We start from the raw sequence: 17,380 nt of genomic DNA, 5'->3' as shown, positions 1-17,380 counted from the left end.
AAGGCCTATATCAAATGGGAATGCCAGGATGCGTGATCATGCCAAATCCGAATTTCCAGACGTGGGGTTGCTCAATCCCTCGGAGACGACAAGATCGGCGGCGGCGACGGTGCTGATGAATTGTGGGGCGGCGAAGGCAACGATGTGCTGTATGGCGAGCTTGGTGACGATACGCTGGGTGGCGGCAACGGCAACGATGAGATCGGCGCAGGACAAGGCAACGATGTCGTCTATGGCGGTGCCGGAGACGACATTTTGAACGGCTACGCAGGCAACGATACAATCGGCGGCGGCGAGGGCGATGACAGGATCGCTGGCGGTACCGGGTCGGACATGTTTGTCTTTAGCAAAGGTCAGGATACGATCACCGACTTCGACGCCGCAGACGCGCTGGAGCAGATCGACCTGGGTTGGGTGTCGACCATCACAGACTTCATCGACTTGTCTACCGGCGGACACATGTCGCAGGTAGGTTCGGACGTGGTGATCGACGATCTGCTGGGCAACACGCTGACTCTGACTTCGGTGTCAGTTAATGATCTCAGCGGGGGTGATTTCCTGTTCTAATTCTGCGCTTGCAAAACACGATCTGGCCTTGGAGGAACCTGAGGCCAGATCGTTTTATGTTCGGGATTCCGTCATCAGGGCCCGAACTTTCGGAGATCGTGACCCGGCATGCCCATTTTCCACGAGCCGTTCCAGCTTCGTTTGTTCGAGCTGTTGTTTTGAAGAGGCCCTTGGGTCTTTCAATCTCTCGACGATCCTCTTTTCCCTGACGCATAACCTCTCTGGAGCGACCGTTCCTGTACAGTGCTCATGTTGGCCAGTTGACGACAGACACCCGATGGGGCGAGCGTCGCAACCTTTATGACTTCAGGTGCGCTGCCAGCCGCGTCGCTACCCGCTATGACAGATTCTCAAAGGTTGTCCCGCGTGCATGCGCTGTCGCCGCCGTCGTAATGTTCTGGTTGTAAATTCTGATCCTTGCAGACAGCTTGAGGTGGGCCGACGAGATGTGAGCACCGGTACCTTGTGTAACGGGAAATCCGGTGTTCATTTGTATGATCCCATTGGATTTGGCGCTCCGGGCAAATTGATGCGCCTTCGGCTCCCGGAGCGCCATTCATCGGTAGATGAACGTCTCGAAATCGCCCCTCTGCGTGACCTTGCCGCGATACATGCCCTCGCAGTTGAAGGGCATCGTGATCGTCCCCTTTGCATCCACCGCGATCAGTCCGCCAGAGCCGTCATGGTCGGCCAGATCGTGCATCACAACATGGTCCGCCGCGTCCTCGAGCGATTGGCCGACGTGCCGCATGCGAGCTGCGATTTCGGCAGCGGCTGTATAGCGTATGAAAACCTCGCCATGGCCGGTGCCTGACACAGCGCAGGTTGCATTGTCGGCAAAGGTGCCCGCTCCGACGATCGGCGTGTCACCGATGCGCCCCGGTGCCTTTGCGGTCATGCCGCCGGTCGAGGTGGCCGCAGCGATGTTGCCTACCGCGTCGCAAGCCACCGCACCCACGGTGCCGTGACGGCGGGCAGGGTCGTCATCTTCGACGCCCCGCTTGCGCATGTCGAGCGTGGATTGCAGCGCGTCCCAGCGCGCCTGCGTAAAAAAATAATCCTTGTCGGCAAAGGGCAGGCCGGCGTTGTGTGCAACGTCGAGGGCGTTGGGGCCGATCAGCATCACATGATCGGTGTTTTCCATTACGGCGCGGGCGGCGCGGATCGGATTGCGCGGGCCAAAGATACCGCCCACAGCCCCTGCGGCACGGGTGCTTCCATCCATGACTGCCGCGTCCATTTCCTGCTTTCCGTCCGAGGTATAGACCGCCCCGCGACCTGCGTTGAACAACGGCTCGTCCTCCAGCGCGCAGACCGCTGCGGTAACCGCATCAAGGGCACAACCGTCTTGAGCGAGGACGTCATGCCCGGCCTGCAAAGCCGCGCGCAGGCCAGCGTGATAGGCCGTTTCAAGCTCGGGTGTGAGGTTGGATTTGAGGATGGTGCCTGCGCCACCATGAACGGCAAGGGAAAAACGTTTCATGTCAATCCTATCGGGGTCATATTAACCTGATCGGCGCAGTATTGCGCAATCTCGGCATGGGTGGCGATCCACGCATCACCATCGTTTGTGATACGCTCAAGCAACTGTTCCAGAATGAAAATACGGCTCCGATAGCCGGTGACGTGCGGGTGCATTGTCAACAGGAACAGACCGCCTTCGGCGCGCGCACCTTCGTATTCGCGCAAAAAGATGTCCAGCACATCGGCGGGCGGGGTATAGGGCCGCTGTGCGCCAAACCGGTTCATCATGAAATAGACCGCATCGTCTCGGATCCATTCGACAGGCAATTCAACCATGCCAGTCGGCTCGCCGTTTTGCATGATTTCATAGGGGTCATCGTCAGAGAACAGGGAGCTGTCATAGATCAGCCCCATCTCGCGGGCGATGGTCAGGGTGTTTGGGCTGTAATCCCACGACGGTGTGCGCATCCCAACGGGTCGGGTGCCGGTGATCTGTTCCAGTGTATCGGCGGCGCGCAGCATCAGGTCGCGCTCGGTGTCGATGTCGAGCCCGGTGTTCAGCTCGTGAATCCAGCCGTGCAGGCCGATCTCATGGCCGTCTTGCGAAAGGCTGCGTTGTTCTTCGGGGTGCAGCAGCGCCGAGACGGCGGGCACGAAAAAGCTGGCCTTGGCACCGTATGTGTCCAACACGCGACGGATGCGTGGAACGCCGCGCCGTGCGCCGAATTCACCCCAGCTGAGGCGGGCAACCGAATTGCCACCGTCACGCAACTCGTTGGTTTCATGGTCGCTGTCAAAGGACAGGGCCACGGCGCACCGTTTTCCGTCAGGCCATGTTTTTGGCAATAAGGACCGACCCGCGCGGATGGCCTCGACCTTGCCGCGCCAGGTTGCTTCGTCCCATGTGTGTGGGTCCGTCATGCGTGTCCTCCATCGACTTGCAGGGTTTGGCCGGTGATCCACGCGGCGCGGTCCGAGCACAGGAATGTCACCGCGTCTGCAATGTCCTGCGCACGGCCAAGGCGGCGCATATGGATCGATCCGACGATCTGTTTCTGGCGTTCAGGCCCAAACGCATCCCATTGGCGTTCGGTCGCAGGATTGGACAGGATGAAGCCCGGGGCGACGGAATTGACGGTGATGCCATGCGGCCCGAGTTCGAGTGCCAACTGTTTCGTGAGCCCGATCAGCGCGTGCTTGGCCGAGGCATAGGCCTGAATGCCGGTCAGGCTGGCCTTTAGCCCTGCGCCTGATGAAATGGTGACGATGCGACCTGCGCCACGGGCTTTCATCTGGGGGGCGAAGGCTTGGGCGCACCACATGGCGGCGTCCACATTGGCCGCAAATATCGCGTGCCAATCGGCTTCGGTGATGTCTTCAAGCGGTCGACCGGTTTGGCCGCGCACGCCGCCAGCTGCGGTGATCAGCCCATCGATGTGGCCGTGCCGCGTGAGAACTTCGGCGCAAAGGGCGTGGGCGGAGTCACGGCTGCCCAGATCGCCGGTGTGGCGGGTGACAGAAGCCAGATCCGCCAGAGCATCCATCGCGTCGATATCCATGGCTGCAACGTGGGCGCCTGCGTCGATCAGGCCCCGCACAATGGCGGCCCCGATGCCCTGGGCGGCGCCGGTCACTGCAAAGTTCTTGCCCTCGAGTGTCACTTGCATAGCGGCACCATCAGGTCGAGCAGGTCGGTGGATTGCGCGCGCTTGCCATCTTCGATGTCATGGATCAAGTCGCACAGCATCGCCAGCGCGGGCGTTGGGATACCGCGGTCTTTGCCGATCTGGACCAGCACGCCGATTTGTGCGTCAACTTCGGTTTTGCGTTTGCGCACGGCCAGATCGCGGTAGATGCCCGAGTGGGTTTTGGCCGTCTTGCGGTTGTGCGCCACCATCGCGTGAATCGCGGCGTCGATGCCTGCGGTGTCGCCGGTTCGGAACGCCAGCGGGTCAAAGCCGTTGAAACCAAGGGGGGAGACACCTTCGGCGGCGGCAAGTTGCATGACCTCGTGCCCGAGTTTCGCATAGACGCAGCGCGTCGGGGCGGGGTCCATCGCATCGGACATGGATGCGGGCGTGAGCGCCGTGGCGAACAAGAGCGCGCCATAGCCGCATTTGCCCCACAGATAGCCCCAGATGTTGTCTGTTTTGACCGCGTCCGGCTCGACGATACGGAAAAGGGCGTGCATTTCGGTCAGACGGGCGGTGTCGCTGCCATCAAGTTCACCCAAGGCCACCGCAGCGCGGTTGCCGTAAAGGATGCGCCCCGGCTCCAGCCAGTCCGCGCCAAAGTTGACAAAGCACCCCAGCGTGCGATCAGCACCAACCTGCGCGGAGATCACCCGTTCATTCAGGCCGTTTTGCGCAGAGACGATATAGCCATCCTGCGCCAGATGCGGCAGCAGCATGGTGAGCGCGCTTTCGGTATGATGCGCCTTTACCGCCAGAATGATCCGGCTGAAGGTGCCTGTGAGCGTGGCGGGCGTGTCAGCGGGCAGCGGTTGGACGAATTCCTCGACCGGGCCTTCGATCCGCAAACCTTTGCGCATGGCGATCACATGATCCTCGACGATGTCGACCATGTGCACCGCGTGACCGGCACGGGCGAAATACGCCCCGAGGATACCGCCGATGGCACCCGCGCCCCAAATCAGAATAGGACCATTCTTCATGCCCAGTCGCCTTCCAGCAGCGACCGGGTTTCTTCGACGGCGATGCCCCAAATCCGGTGCATGTCGGCGTCCGGTTTCTGATAATGTCCGCCATAGTTACCGTCACCGATCAGGTCGCGCACGCCTTGCGCATCGCGGTCGCGCAGGCGCTCGAAATCGACATAGGGTTTTTGTTGAGGCGGCACGGGACGACCTTCAAGGCGGGTCCACGGGAAGTTCTCCATCCATGAGGCGTGCGAGGCGATCGGGTCGGTGTCCTGCACCGCAGCCCATGTGCGCGGCGCGCGCCACCAGTCGTGGAACCGGCAGCGGGCACCATCACGATCCTGCATCCATTCGGCGCAAACCGGCTGCACGGGGCTGTTGCCGCCATGCCCATTCACGATCAGAATGCGGCGGAAACCGGTGTCATAAAGGCTGTCCAGCACATCCCGCACGAGCGCCGCGTAAGTCGTAAGGCGCAAGGAGACTGTGCCGGGAAACCCCATGAAATATGGCGTAAGGCCGTAGGGCACCGTCGGGAAGACCGGCACGCCCAGGGGCTCTGCGGCGTCGGCAGCAATCTTGCCGGACAGGATCGTATCGACAGACAGGCTCAGATGGGCGTGTTGTTCGGTGCTGCCCAGCGGCAGAACACAACGGTCGTCGGTCTTGAGGTAGTCCTCGACTTCGAACCAGTTGCTCTCACTTATCTTCATGGTGCGTGTCCTTTGCGCTGAGGGTCGCCCGTGCGCTCTCGATGGAGGGCAAAAGCTCTGACCGGAAGGCGTGGCTGTCGGGCGTGTGACGGTATTCGATGGCGATTTGGTCACTGCGAAGACCATCGCGCAGGTCTTCGGCCCCGGTCGAATAGATCAGGAAATCGGCACGGGACATCAGTGCTGGCAACGTGGTTTCGCCACGCGGCACGGTGGTGACGCGACCCAGATGTGGGGCAAACCGGGCGATCCCGCTTTTGAGCGTGGGCAGGAAATCGTCGAAATAGGAAACGGCGGTCACTTCGGCTTCGGGGGGGATGGCGGCCAGCGCGATGCGCGTCGCCTCGTTCGGGATCAGCGTCATGCCCAGAACCGGCGTCTCGGGAAACAGGCGCATGGCATCGGCTGTCAGGGTGTGCGGACAAAACACTAGATCGGCGGCGGGATATTCGCCCGCTTCGACCGCACCGATGCTGACGGCGGTAACATCGTCGCCCGTGCCCAAAAGCGCATTCAGATCCGCCGCGTAAGCTTTGGTCGCGTCAAGAAAAGTGCCCAGGACAACGATTTTCAGCGGCCTTTCGGCGGCGGTCGGAGCCATCGCGATCCGGAAAGCGATGTCATGACGCGACAGTCCAAGATCGCGGCCGGTTTGTATCAAGTCGGTGATCTGACGCTCGAACGCGGCAAGACGTTGGGAGTGCGCGGCAGGCGGTGGCGCGCGGTCGGTCACAAACGTGCCGGATCCGATGCGCCCTTCCACATGGCCGCGCTCCTGCAGGGAGGCATAGACGTTGCTGACCGTAACCGGCGACAGCTTGAGGCTTGCGGCAAGGCGGCGCACCGACGGCAGACGCGTGTTTGCCGGAATGTCCCCCGTGGCGATGCCGTATTCAAGCGCCCCGCGCAGTTGCACCGACACATTGACCGACGACTCAGGGTCCACAGCGGCCGCAATGCGTACAAGCGCGGGCTCTATCTCATCTATGCTAGGTTGCATCATATTGTATCAACTTAGTGTATCGGTTAATCGTATTTGGTTCTTCTAGCGACATCTCTCGCATTATTGTTACTCAAATTGTGGGGCATTGCAAATTTAATTGCTCCCGATTGGTATATTTTCTTGACGTTAAAATCGTCGCTAGCATAGTGTTACAGTACACCATAACAAATGGAGACTTACATGTTGAAAACCACACTGAGGTCCGGCATCGCCACACTCGCAGTGCTTGTGACCGCACCGATGGCCATGTCGCAAGACCTGATGATCGGTCTGCGCGCCGGTCCGGATTCAATTGATCCGCATTGGTCCACGCTGGGCAGTCAGGCCGAGGCGCTGCGCCACGTTTTCGACACGCTCGTCGACGTGGATGAGAAGCTTCAGTTGAAGCCAGGTCTTGCCGTCAGCTGGGAAGCAATCGACGAGACGACGTGGGAATTCAAGATGCGCGAAGGCGTGAAGTTCCACGACGGCAGCGATTTCGACGCCGAAGACGTGAAATTCTCGATCGAACGCATTCCCGAAGTCACCGGCCCGATGCCGATGACGCTTTACACGAAATATGTCGACACTGTGGAGGTCGTCGATCCGATGACACTGCGGATCACGACAAAAGGCATGGCCCCGTCGCTGCCCAACGATTTCACCCGACTGTTCGTCGTGCCCTCGGAAACGGGCATGGAGGCGCGCAACGAAGAGTTCAACTCGGGCGAAAAGGCGATCGGCACCGGTCCATATACGTTTGTCAGCTGGCAGCCCAAAGGCGATCTGGTGTTGTCGCGGTTTGACGACTACTGGGACGGCGCCCCTGCGTGGGAAAACGTCACCCGCCGCGAGATTGCCGACGATGCCGCGCGGGTGGCTGCGTTGAAATCCGGCCAGGTTGATCTGATCAACTACGTGCCGGCGACGGATTACCTGTCGATGCAGAACGACAATAGCCTTGAGACATTCGTGTCGGATTCGGTCTATATCCTCAACATCGCACCATCGGTGAAAGATGAGGAACCGCAGCCGATCAAGGTGAACGGCGTCGAAGTTGACGGCAACCCGTTGCAGGATCTGCGCGTGCGCAAGGCCCTGGATCTGGCGATCAATCGTGACGTTCTTGTGAACGTGGTCCTTGAAGGCCTCGGCAAGCCGGCGAACCAGTTGATGCCCGAAGGTTTCTTTGGCTATTCCGACAAGCTGGGTGTACGCGAATACGACATCGAGCAGGCCAAGGCGCTTTTGGCCGAAGCAGGCTATCCTGACGGATTCGAGATTGATTTCACCTGCACCAACAACCGCGTTCCCGGCGATGCCGTGGTGTGCGAGGCGCTGGCGCAGATGTGGTCACGTTTGGGCCTGACGGTAAACGCGCAGGCGTTGAACGGCACGGTCTATTTCCCTGCCGCCGCGCGTGAGGAATACACCATGACGATGTCCGCATGGGGCACCCTGACAGGTGAGGCCGCCTATACTTACGGCGCGTTGACCCACACCAAGGATCCTGAAAAAGGCTTCGGCAACTTCAACCGCTCGGGATATTCCAACCCCGAGTTCGACAAGGTGTTTTACGAAGGCAGCCAGACTTTGGACACCGAAGCGCGCCGGAAACTGTACGAAGACGCGTCCTTCATCGCGATGGAAGACCGCGCTTTGATCCCGACGGTGATCTTGCAAACCGTTTGGGCGGCCAAGGCGGACACGCTTGATATGACGCCGCGCGTGGATCAGGAAACCCGCGCCTACGCGATCACGCCGGAGTAATCCGTCACGCAGGGGCGGCGCGCAGCATTTGCGCGCCGCCCTGTTTTTTGCGGGCAGGCAAGTCCTGCCGCGTCCCAGAACCATGAGGTTGCGATGTTTGGGTATCTTGTCGGACGGGTGGCGCAGGCGGTGGTCGTTGTGTTCGTCATGTCGATCATCGTCTTTGTCGGCGTCTATGCAATCGGCAACCCGATCGACGTGATGATCGACCCCGGTGCCACGGCCGAAATCCGCGAGAACCTGATCCGTCAGTATGGTCTGGATCAACCGTTGTGGCGGCAATACTTCACCTTTGTCGGGAACGTGTTGCAAGGCGATCTGGGGCGGTCGATGGTGTATAATACGTCCGTCACGGGGTTGGTGTTCTCGCGGCTGCCTGCAACGCTCGAACTGGTTCTGGTCTCAGTGACCATCGCGTCCGTCATAGGAATTCCTGCGGGCCTTTATGCTGGATACAAACCAGACAGCATCGCGGCCAAGCTGATCATGGCGCTGTCGGTCCTTGGGTTTTCGGTGCCGACCTTCTGGATTGGCATGCTGTTGATCATGGCCTTCGCGGTCGAGCTTGGCTGGCTGCCATCGGGCGGGCGGGGCGAGGTCGCGCAATTCTTGTGGTTCAAGACGTCTCTGGCGACGACGAACGGTTGGGAGCATGTGATCATGCCCGCGATAAACCTGTCGCTGTTCAAGATGGGCCTGCTGATCCGCCTGACCCGCGCCGGCATGGTCGAGGCAATGGGCGCGGAATACGTACGCTTTGCCCGGGCCCAGGGTTTGCCGGATCGGCAGATCGTGTTCAGCCACATCCTGCGCAACATTTCCATTCCGGTGATTACGGTTTTTGGCCTCGAACTCGGGTCTACCCTCGCGTTCGCGGTCGTCACGGAAACAGTGTTCAACTGGCCCGGTGTGGGCAAGCTGATCATCGACAGCATCCTGCAACTCGACCGTCCGGTGATGGTGTCTTACCTCGTCATGGTCGTGATCCTGTTCGTGATGATCAACCTGATCGTCGATCTGATTTATGCGCGGCTTGATCCGCGGGTGCGCCTGAAAGGGGGGTCTTGATGACCGACACGCTGACACCGGACAGCAAGATCATAGCTGTCCCCTCCGCGCCGCCGGCTGAAACCCGCGCGATGCGGTTGCGCAATTTCTGGTCTGATTACCGCCAGTCCTGGGTCGCGATTGCGGCATTGATTGTCATACTGGCGCTGTTGCTGGGGTCGTTTTTTGCGCCGTTCTGGGTGCCACAGGACCCCTATGATCTGGCCAAGCTTGACTGGCTGGATGCATTCCTGCCCCCCGGCACCGAAGGAACGGGTGGCTATGCGCATCTGCTTGGCACTGACAATGCGGGGCGCGACATGCTGTCGGCGATCTTTTATGGGCTGCGCACCAGCTTTGTGATCGGGATTTCGGCGGGCGCGCTGGCGCTGGCGGTGGGGATTACCATAGGGCTGACGGCCGCGTATTTCGGCGGGCGGATCGAGGCGCTACTGATGCGGATCGTAGATCTGCAACTGTCGATGCCTGCAATCTTGTTGGCGCTGGTCATGGTCGCGGTGCTGGGGCAAGGCATTCCGCAGATCATCTTTGCGCTGGTCGTCGCGCAATACGCTTATTTTGCCCGTACCACCCATGGTGCGGCATCGGTGGAGCGGCGTAAGGATTACATCGAGGCGGCACGGTCCACTCCGCTGCCGACATGGCGGATCATGTTCAAACATCTGCTGCCAAACGTGCTGCCGCCGCTGATCGTGGTGGCCACGGTACAAGTCGCCAGTGCCATTTCGCTGGAGGCAACGCTGTCGTTTCTCGGCGTGGGCCTGCCCCTGACAGAACCGTCGCTGGGCACACTGATTTCGAACGGGTTCAAATACATTCATGCAGGGCGTTACTGGTTGTCGATCTATCCGGGGATCTTTCTGATGATCACCGTAGTCGCGATCAATCTGGTGGGCGATCAGGTCCGCAACGTCCTTGACCCGAGGAACAGCCGATGACCGCCGCACTGGAAGTCCGCGGCCTGACCACCCGTTTCGACACACGCGGCGGGGCCGTCACGGCTGTCAATGATGTGAGCTTTTCGGTCGAAAAGGGTCGCATTCTTGGCCTTGTCGGCGAAAGCGGTTCGGGCAAGAGCGTGACGGGCTTTTCCATCATGGGCCTGATCGATGCGCCCGGCAGGATCAGCGCAGGGGAGGTTCTGGTCGATGGTGCCGATTTGCGCGCGTTGTCGGACGAGGAGATGCGCAAGATGCGCGGTCGCAAGGTCGGAATGGTGTTTCAGGACCCGATGATGACATTGAACCCCGTGTTGCGGGTGGGCGACCAGATGGCGATGGCCGTCCGTGTGCATCGCAAGATGTCCAAGAGCGCGGCGCTGGACGAGGCGCGCAAGGCGCTGGAAACCGTCGGCATTCCGTCTGCCGTCGAGCGGCTCAAGGCGTATCCGCACCAGTTGTCAGGCGGGATGCGCCAACGGGTCGCGATTGCAATGGCGCTGCTGCACAGCCCTTCCGTCATTATCGCGGACGAGGCGACGACAGCGCTGGACGTGTCCATTCAGGGACAGATATTGGCCGAGGTACGTGAATTGGCTGACAAAACAGGCGCCGCGATCGTGTGGATCACCCATGATCTTGCGGTGGTGTCCAGTCTCGTGGACGATATTTGCGTGATGTATGCAGGCCGGATCGTCGAACGTGGCACGGCGGAACAGGTCATCGGTCATCCCCGGCATCCCTATACCAAGGGGTTGCTGGATTCCATTCCCAGTTTGCACGCGCCCGGCACGCCGTTGCCGCAGATCCCCGGATCAACCCCGCAACTGTCGCGCCTGCCGCAAGGCTGCCCTTTCCGGCCGCGCTGTCCGCGTGCGACCGAGCTTTGTGCCACGCCGCCGCCCGAAGTCACAGTCGAGGGGCAGACCGTGTTGTGCCATCACCCGTTGGAGCGATCATGACAGACCCCATCCTGAAAATCGAAAACGTCTCCAAACGGTTCACGCGGATGCCGGGGCTGGCCGAACGGTTGGTGGGCAAGATCACCGGCGGCGGCAAGCCGGTGGTGGTGCATGCGCTCACGGACGTGTCGCTGAACGTGGACCGCGGCGAAGTGCTGGGCATCGTGGGCGAAAGCGGGTGCGGAAAATCCACGCTGGGCCGCGTGGTGACAGGAATTTACGCCCCGAGTGACGGGCGCGTGACCCTCAACGGCAAGCCCGTCGCACGCGAACATGGCGGCAATATCGACAAGCTGACAACGCAAGTGCAGATGATCCATCAGGATCCCTTTGCCTCGCTCAATCCGCGCATGAAGGTGGGCGAGACGCTGGCCGAGGGACCGCGCTATCATAACATCATCCCGGCAGGCGAGGTCCGCGCCCGGATCCGCGCGCTGCTTGAAAAGGTGGGGTTGGAAGGCGCTTATGCCGACCGACTGCCGCACCAGTTTTCCGGGGGGCAACGTCAGCGCGTGGCGATCGCACGGGCCTTGGCGATGGAACCCGAAGTGCTGGTTCTGGACGAAGCCGTCGCATCGCTGGATGTCTCGATTCAGGCGCAGGTGTTGAACCTGTTCATGGATCTGCGTCGCGATCTGGGGCTGACGGCCTTGTTTATCAGTCATGATTTGTCCGTCGTCCGCCATGTCTGCGACCGTGTCGCGATCATGTATCTTGGGCGGCTGGTCGAACTGGCACCGGCGGACCAGCTTTATGCCGATCCAAAGCATCCCTATACCAGCGCCTTGTTCGCCTCGGTGCCGACAATCGGCACTGGAAAACGGGTATTCGAGGCGATCAAGGGAGAGATCCCATCGCCGATCAACCCGCCGTCCGGCTGTGCGTTTCATCCGCGATGTCCGCTGGCGGGGCCGCGCTGCAAGGTCGACGTGCCGCGTCTGACAGATGCCGGGGCGGCGCGCACGGTCGCCTGTCATCTCAATGATGGCGGCGTCGGCTTGCGGGAGGTGGCGGCATGAGCGATCTGGCTGAACGGGTCGCGCGGCTGAACGATGTGCTCTGCACGGTCAATACGCTGAATTGGGATGCGCGCACGCAAATGCCTGTGGGCGGGGCCGAAACGCGCGGACATCAGGTGGCGACGCTGTTGGGTATCGCGCGCGAGATGATCCTTGATCCCGCGATGCAGGATGCCGTGGATGGTGCGGGCGACGATCCCGCTGCCGCCGCGGTGCAAGACGCGATTGCCTATCACGGCCGCCTGCCCGCCGCGTTGCTGCGCGCGCAGGCGGAACAGGCGACGATCGCCGGGGCCGCCTGGGCAAAGGCGCGCGAGACATCAGATTTTGCGCTTTTTCAACCGCATCTGGAAAAGGTGGTGGACCTTGCCCGTCAGAGTGCCGAAGCTCTGGGGTATGACGGCCATCCTTATGATCCGATGGTTCAGGTGTATGAACCCGGCGAAACCGCGGCCAGCCTGTCGGCGTTTTTCGGCACCCTGCGGTCGGGGATCAAGCCGGTGCTGGACGCCGCGTTGGGCCGCGAAAAACCACGCACTGATTTCCTGTATCGCGATTATTCACCCGCGTTGCAGCAGGCGTTCGCGGCGCAAACTGCCAGCGCGTTGGGATACGATTTCGAACGCGGACGGCTGGACACGGCAGTGCATCCCTTCGAGGTCAGCTTTACCCGCAATGATGTGCGCATCACCTCGCGCTGGCCACGCGGATACTTGCCAATGTCGATCTTCGGCAGCATTCACGAGGTTGGTCACGCGCTTTATGAACAGGGTATCGATCCGGCGCATACGCGGGGGGCCTTTGCGACGGATATGATCGGGCTTTATGCCGTGGGTGGCACCAGTTTTGGCATGCATGAAAGCCAATCAAGACTGTTGGAGAACCATGTCGGCCGCACGCCAGCCTTCTGGGCCGCGCATTTTCCGCGGTTGCGCGATACGTTCCCCGATCAGTTACGAGATGTCTCGGTCGAGGAATTCATCGCCGCCGTGAACCGGGTCGAGCCGGGGTCGATACGCGTCGAGGCAGACGAGTTGACCTATGATCTGCACATCATGCTGCGCGTCCGCCTCGAGATGGCGCTGATGGATGGGTCGCTGGCGGTGCAAGACGTGCCGCAGGTCTGGCGCGACGCGATGCGCGAAGATCTGGGCGTTGAGATCACGGACGATGCGCAAGGATGTTTGCAGGACGTCCATTGGTCGAGCGGTTACATCGGGTCGTTCCCGACATACACCATCGGCAACGCCACGGCGGCGCAATTGATGGCGCATTTCGACGTGACGCAACCGGCGATCCGTGTCGGCTTGAATCGTGCCGACACCGGCCCGTTGCGCAGCGCGTTGGGCGATGCGGTCTGGCAACACGGACGGTCGCGCACGCGGGCCGAGCTGTTGGACGGTCTGGGACTGACCGCCAATGATTTGCAGCCCTATCTGGATTATCTGACGAACAAGTTTGCAGGCTGACCGCCGTGTCAGTGGTCAGGGGTCCCAAAGCCCCGGATCTGGACCGAGACGCGATTTTGAACGCGTGATCTGGCGCCCGGAATGCACACGACCCAAGATGGAATTCAGGCGGTGCGTTCAAAACTGCAGCGGCCGAGTCCCGTCATTCGGGTGAGAACCCCAACGCCAATCTTGGCTTCAGTTTTCTGATTTCCGAAGGTGCGCGCCTTCAGTTTTGTCGAAGTATTGTCGGATGCCACCCGCCTCTGCGCCCCCGTAAAAATCGCTGTCGGAAACCGGGCAATGTCCGCTTAATTCTCCGCGACCTGAATTTTTCAGACAAAACCATTGGGCCGCGTTGGTATCAGTACAGGGTTGAACCTTGCGACCATGCCTGTCTGATCCAAATCAACGCGCTTGGCGAAGGACTGTGCGACAATCAGATTGGGTTAAGAGGAGTAAAACCATGTACCATAATATTCTCGTTCCAGTCGTTTTTGACGACGAATACGACAAAACCGGTCCAGTAAAGCTTGCAGGCCTTCTGGCAACGCCAGACGCCAAGGTCACGTTTCTGCATGTCGTGGAAAGCATACCTTCATATGCCATGACTTACGTGCCTGCGGATCTGCAAAAAGAGCTCCGGGTCGCAATGGATCAAACCATTGACGATCTGGCAAAGCGTTTGCCCGGTGCTACTGGCGAAATCGTAGAGGGGCATTCCGGTCGCACCATTCTGGACTACGCGAAAGAGCATGGCGTGGACTTGATCATCATCGCGTCCCACCGGCCGGGTTTTCAGGACCTATTGTTGGGGAGCACGGCTTCGCATGTCGTCCGTCACGCTGCCTGCGCAGTGCATGTGGTGCGGTAGTCAACTGCATCAAAACGACTTCCTGCACCGGGCACCAGAGGACTCGAACAACAAGGAGATGAAGCCATGTTGAAAGTTGATATCCGAGAGCGCGACAACATCGCCATCGTCACGCCGGAAGGGCGTATCAGCACAGATCAGATAGATGCGTTTTCCCGGCAGGTGAATGACTACATCAATGAAGCCGACCAGGTGCCAAATCTCGTAATTCTCACCAAAAGCGTTCCATACTGGGCGGACTTCAACGCCCTCAAAGAGCATCTCAGGTTTGTAAGGGGTCACCACAATCTGGTCCGAAAAGTTGCGATCGTCAGCGATAGCAAGCTGCTCTGGCTGGCAAAATCAATCGTGGATCATTTTGTGTCCGCCAAGGTGCGACGGTTCAACGAAGATGCTGTTGATGACGCCATCGCATGGGCGCAGACAGAAGACGATCATCCCGGCGCAATCGTCGAGATCGAGGGAATGCCGAGCGACGTTGTTGCTGTCGATCTCAGGGGTTTGATCACGTCTCAGGATTACACAAGCACTTTAATTCCACTTGTAACTGAACGTGCTCAAAAACATGACAAGCTAAAGATGCTCTGTGTTCTCGGCGATTATTTTGATGGGTATTCTCCGAACGCCATGTGGGATGATATGCGCTTTGGCTTCTCGCACTTAACTACCTTTTCAAAATTGGCGCTGGTCACGGATCAGGAATGGATTCGAAATTCTGCCAAAATATTTGGAATGCTCATGCCGACCGAAGTCATGGTTTTTGACCTGGCCGAACTTGAGGATGCAAAGCACTGGATTGGGGAATAAAGTCATCGGTTCGCGGACTTGAAAAAGCAGTGTCGCAACGTTTGGGATTTCGGTTGTGTTGCCTGACGTGTCGAGCCAGACCCGACACTTTCCCAAGGTCGGCAGGAGTAAAAGGTTGCTCAGTTTCAAAGGCGCGCAGTATCTGCAAACCTGAATTTTAGCCGAAAGCGTGCAGAAGTCGCGTCCAAAAGGACAGGAGGTCATCCTGTGGCGACGACAGCATGTCTCCAACATCCAAGAGCGACAGAACAAGGCTTGAGCAAGGCGGCCTCGATGAGGTGCTCTCTGATCACGCGTCAAGGGTCCAATTTAGGAGCAAATTCGCCCGTGGTGGCCTGAGATGCCGCAGACGCATTGAGATCTAGCGCAAGGTCCTTGGGCAGACCGTGGTCTTCGAACGCCCGCAGCCAAAGTTCCACTTCGATGGCCGAGGCGAAGAAGGCGAAGCTCGGGTTGGCGCCGAGCGCGGCTTGGTCGACGGCCTGCCGCCACGCCTGCGGCTCCACCCAGCCCCGAGCTTCGATCCGACTGTGGTCGCGGATATCCATCAGAAATTCCGGTGCTTCGCCTATATGCACCTGCCGCAGGGGCTCTGCGGACCCTTTGGTTCGCCGTTGCGCAATCTGCGCCGGTCCATACCGCGCGAGGTAGCGTCGCTGGAGACGCCGGTCTCCTGGCAAGCCGCGCCGCGTCTCCATATCGAGCGACAACATGAAGGCCACCAGCGGACGGTGCAATAGCGGATGAACAGTCGTGACGTCAGGCCCGAAACCGGCGGTCAGGCGCTCTCCCCGCGACATCTGGAAAACTGCATCCCACAAATAGTGCGCCGAGGGCAGCATGCCGCGGGGCACGTCCGAGAGCTTGTCCAGAGCGATACTATGGGCTTCAAATTCCTTGCTCAGCCAGGGCAGTTTGGGTGGTTCGAGCCCTTGGGCCAGACTCTCCCCCCGTGCATAAAATCGCGCAAGCGGCAAAGCGACGTAGCGCAGGTAATGAGTGGCGCTGCGGTGCCCACCGCGCTCCTTTGCGTACCTACGTGCTTGTGTCAGCGCCGCAACAGGCCGCAGTCGCACCAAGGGATCAGCCAGAAACGCCGGTACGAGACCCGAGTAGTCAAAAATCAAATCGCCGCCGACACCGGTCACATAGCACCGCGTTCCACCCTGTTTCGCCAGTTCCGCGATGTGATCCACGGCGTGAAGGTAACGGCAGGAACCGGGATGATCCGGCAGGCGGTGTAGCTTTGTGCAAAGTCTGAAGACATCGCCATCGATTTCGTGCTGCGGAACGCCCAGATGCTGCACCATCACCTCGGAGTGGCCGTTGTCATCGCCCAGGACGTACCTGTCCGCGACATAGGTCAGTGCCGTGAAGTCTCGCCCCATGCGTCGGGCCTGAAGCGACACGACAGCGGAATCCGTACCTCCCGAAACTTCGAAGATCGACGGTTGATCGCTTGGCACCAACAGGTCGATGGCTTCGGCGATCAGTTCTTCCAATTGTCGGTCGAGATCGCCACGTACCGGCAACGGCTCCGGCGACCAAGGACGGATGAGGTGGTCGCCTTGGGGTGTGATTGTCAGAGCGGTGCCACCGTCAAGCGCATGGACACCCCGAAACGGGGTGAGCTTTCGCGGCAACCCCCACCCGAGCAGTGGCGCAAAATACGCTTCTTCGAGCGCCTCCATGCCGAGTGTCGCCGCGACCCCCAGAGGCGAGGAGCCAGCGACGACCCAATCAGCGGATTTGCCCCAGTAGACCTGCCCAAGTCCGAGTGCGTCTTGAACCAGCGTCAGGTCTCGTGTCCTGGATTCCAGGATAATGGCGCTGTATTGCCCCTCAAGTGACGCGGCGAGCCGTGCGCCATGGGCGGCGTAAGCTCGCTCCAGCCCCAGATTGCCGCCGTCCATTACACCTTGAGACGCAAACAGAACTGGTCCCACCTGCCAAGTCTGACCCGAGGCACGGACGGCTCCTGTCGCGAGGTTCAGCGCGACGAGAAAGGATCGGGGCATTCACGGCCTGCCTTTAGGCAGCGGACTCATAAAACTCGATCCACAGCCTGACGGATGCCAGTTTGATCATCGACAGGAAATTGCGTGATGT

The 17,380-nt window shown here is 60.0% G+C and carries 16 protein-coding genes; 9 read left to right on the top strand and 7 right to left on the bottom strand.

Features of this window, described 5'->3' with window-relative positions; all coding sequences use genetic code 11:
* Nucleotides 1-45 precede the first annotated feature (45 nt).
* Complete coding sequence (locus tag LC354_RS27925) at nt 46-567, top strand: calcium-binding protein (RefSeq protein WP_317849372.1); 522 nt, start codon at nt 46-48, stop codon at nt 565-567.
* A gap of 556 nt (nt 568-1,123) precedes the next feature.
* Here the strand turns inward: LC354_RS27925 and LC354_RS20690 are convergent.
* The 6 genes from LC354_RS20690 to LC354_RS20665 are packed head-to-tail and all read right to left on the bottom strand — an operon-like array spanning nt 1,124 to nt 6,406.
* A complete protein-coding gene (locus LC354_RS20690) occupies nt 1,124-2,050 on the bottom strand; it encodes an isoaspartyl peptidase/L-asparaginase family protein (RefSeq protein ID WP_223427426.1) in 927 nt (308 codons plus the stop codon).
* Nucleotides 2,047-2,952 carry a polysaccharide deacetylase family protein gene (locus LC354_RS20685; RefSeq protein ID WP_223427425.1) on the bottom strand — a complete coding sequence of 302 codons (906 nt, stop codon included), beginning with the start codon at nt 2,950-2,952 and terminating at the stop codon, nt 2,047-2,049. The genes LC354_RS20690 and LC354_RS20685 overlap by 4 nt, the downstream gene beginning before the upstream one ends.
* Nucleotides 2,949-3,698 carry an SDR family NAD(P)-dependent oxidoreductase gene (locus LC354_RS20680; protein ID WP_223427424.1) on the bottom strand — a complete coding sequence of 250 codons (750 nt, stop codon included), beginning with the start codon at nt 3,696-3,698 and terminating at the stop codon, nt 2,949-2,951. The genes LC354_RS20685 and LC354_RS20680 overlap by 4 nt, the downstream gene beginning before the upstream one ends.
* Nucleotides 3,689-4,705, bottom strand: coding sequence for a ketopantoate reductase family protein (locus LC354_RS20675; RefSeq protein WP_223427423.1), 1,017 nt, complete (start codon nt 4,703-4,705; stop codon nt 3,689-3,691). The genes LC354_RS20680 and LC354_RS20675 overlap by 10 nt, the downstream gene beginning before the upstream one ends.
* Nucleotides 4,702-5,403 (bottom strand): creatininase family protein, encoded by a 702-nt coding sequence (locus LC354_RS20670; RefSeq protein ID WP_223427417.1) that lies wholly within the window; start codon nt 5,401-5,403, stop codon nt 4,702-4,704. The genes LC354_RS20675 and LC354_RS20670 overlap by 4 nt, the downstream gene beginning before the upstream one ends.
* Nucleotides 5,390-6,406, bottom strand: a complete 1,017-nt coding sequence (locus LC354_RS20665) for a GntR family transcriptional regulator (RefSeq protein ID WP_223427415.1) — start codon at nt 6,404-6,406, stop codon at nt 5,390-5,392. The genes LC354_RS20670 and LC354_RS20665 overlap by 14 nt, the downstream gene beginning before the upstream one ends.
* A gap of 180 nt (nt 6,407-6,586) precedes the next feature.
* Here LC354_RS20665 and LC354_RS20660 point away from each other — a divergent pair, with 180 nt between their 5' ends.
* The 8 genes from LC354_RS20660 (at nt 6,587) to LC354_RS20625 (ending at nt 15,271) form a co-directional block, all read left to right on the top strand.
* Complete coding sequence (locus LC354_RS20660; RefSeq protein ID WP_223427413.1) at nt 6,587-8,155, top strand: ABC transporter substrate-binding protein; 1,569 nt, start codon at nt 6,587-6,589, stop codon at nt 8,153-8,155.
* A gap of 93 nt (nt 8,156-8,248) precedes the next feature.
* Nucleotides 8,249-9,223, top strand: a complete 975-nt coding sequence (locus LC354_RS20655; RefSeq protein WP_223427412.1) for an ABC transporter permease — start codon at nt 8,249-8,251, stop codon at nt 9,221-9,223.
* Nucleotides 9,223-10,161 (top strand): ABC transporter permease, encoded by a 939-nt coding sequence (locus LC354_RS20650; RefSeq protein ID WP_223427410.1) that lies wholly within the window; start codon nt 9,223-9,225, stop codon nt 10,159-10,161. The genes LC354_RS20655 and LC354_RS20650 overlap by 1 nt, the downstream gene beginning before the upstream one ends.
* Nucleotides 10,158-11,123 (top strand): ABC transporter ATP-binding protein, encoded by a 966-nt coding sequence (locus LC354_RS20645; protein ID WP_223427409.1) that lies wholly within the window; start codon nt 10,158-10,160, stop codon nt 11,121-11,123. Before LC354_RS20650 ends, LC354_RS20645 begins: the two co-directional genes overlap by 4 nt.
* Nucleotides 11,120-12,142 carry an ABC transporter ATP-binding protein gene (locus tag LC354_RS20640; RefSeq protein ID WP_223427407.1) on the top strand — a complete coding sequence of 341 codons (1,023 nt, stop codon included), beginning with the start codon at nt 11,120-11,122 and terminating at the stop codon, nt 12,140-12,142. The genes LC354_RS20645 and LC354_RS20640 overlap by 4 nt, the downstream gene beginning before the upstream one ends.
* Nucleotides 12,139-13,611 (top strand): carboxypeptidase M32, encoded by a 1,473-nt coding sequence (locus LC354_RS20635; protein ID WP_223427401.1) that lies wholly within the window; start codon nt 12,139-12,141, stop codon nt 13,609-13,611. Before LC354_RS20640 ends, LC354_RS20635 begins: the two co-directional genes overlap by 4 nt.
* 445 nt (nt 13,612-14,056) lie before the next feature.
* Entirely contained in the window at nt 14,057-14,464 is a 408-nt protein-coding gene (locus LC354_RS20630; protein ID WP_223427395.1) for a universal stress protein, read from the top strand.
* A gap of 66 nt (nt 14,465-14,530) precedes the next feature.
* On the top strand, nt 14,531-15,271 hold the full coding sequence (locus LC354_RS20625) for a SpoIIAA family protein (RefSeq protein WP_223427393.1): 741 nt from the start codon (nt 14,531-14,533) through the stop codon (nt 15,269-15,271).
* A 296-nt stretch (nt 15,272-15,567) separates the two neighbouring features.
* On the opposite strand, the gene LC354_RS20620 is transcribed toward LC354_RS20625, so the two are convergent.
* Nucleotides 15,568-17,289: an asparagine synthase-related protein gene (locus tag LC354_RS20620; RefSeq protein ID WP_223427391.1), complete on the bottom strand. Its 1,722-nt coding sequence runs from the start codon at nt 17,287-17,289 to the stop codon at nt 15,568-15,570.
* Nucleotides 17,290-17,380: the final 91 nt, after the last annotated feature.

The sequence above is a fragment of the Tateyamaria pelophila genome (genome assembly GCF_019966495.1).
Classification (GTDB): Bacteria; Pseudomonadota; Alphaproteobacteria; order Rhodobacterales; family Rhodobacteraceae; genus Tateyamaria; species Tateyamaria pelophila.
This window is presented reverse-complemented; position numbering and strand designations above follow the sequence as displayed.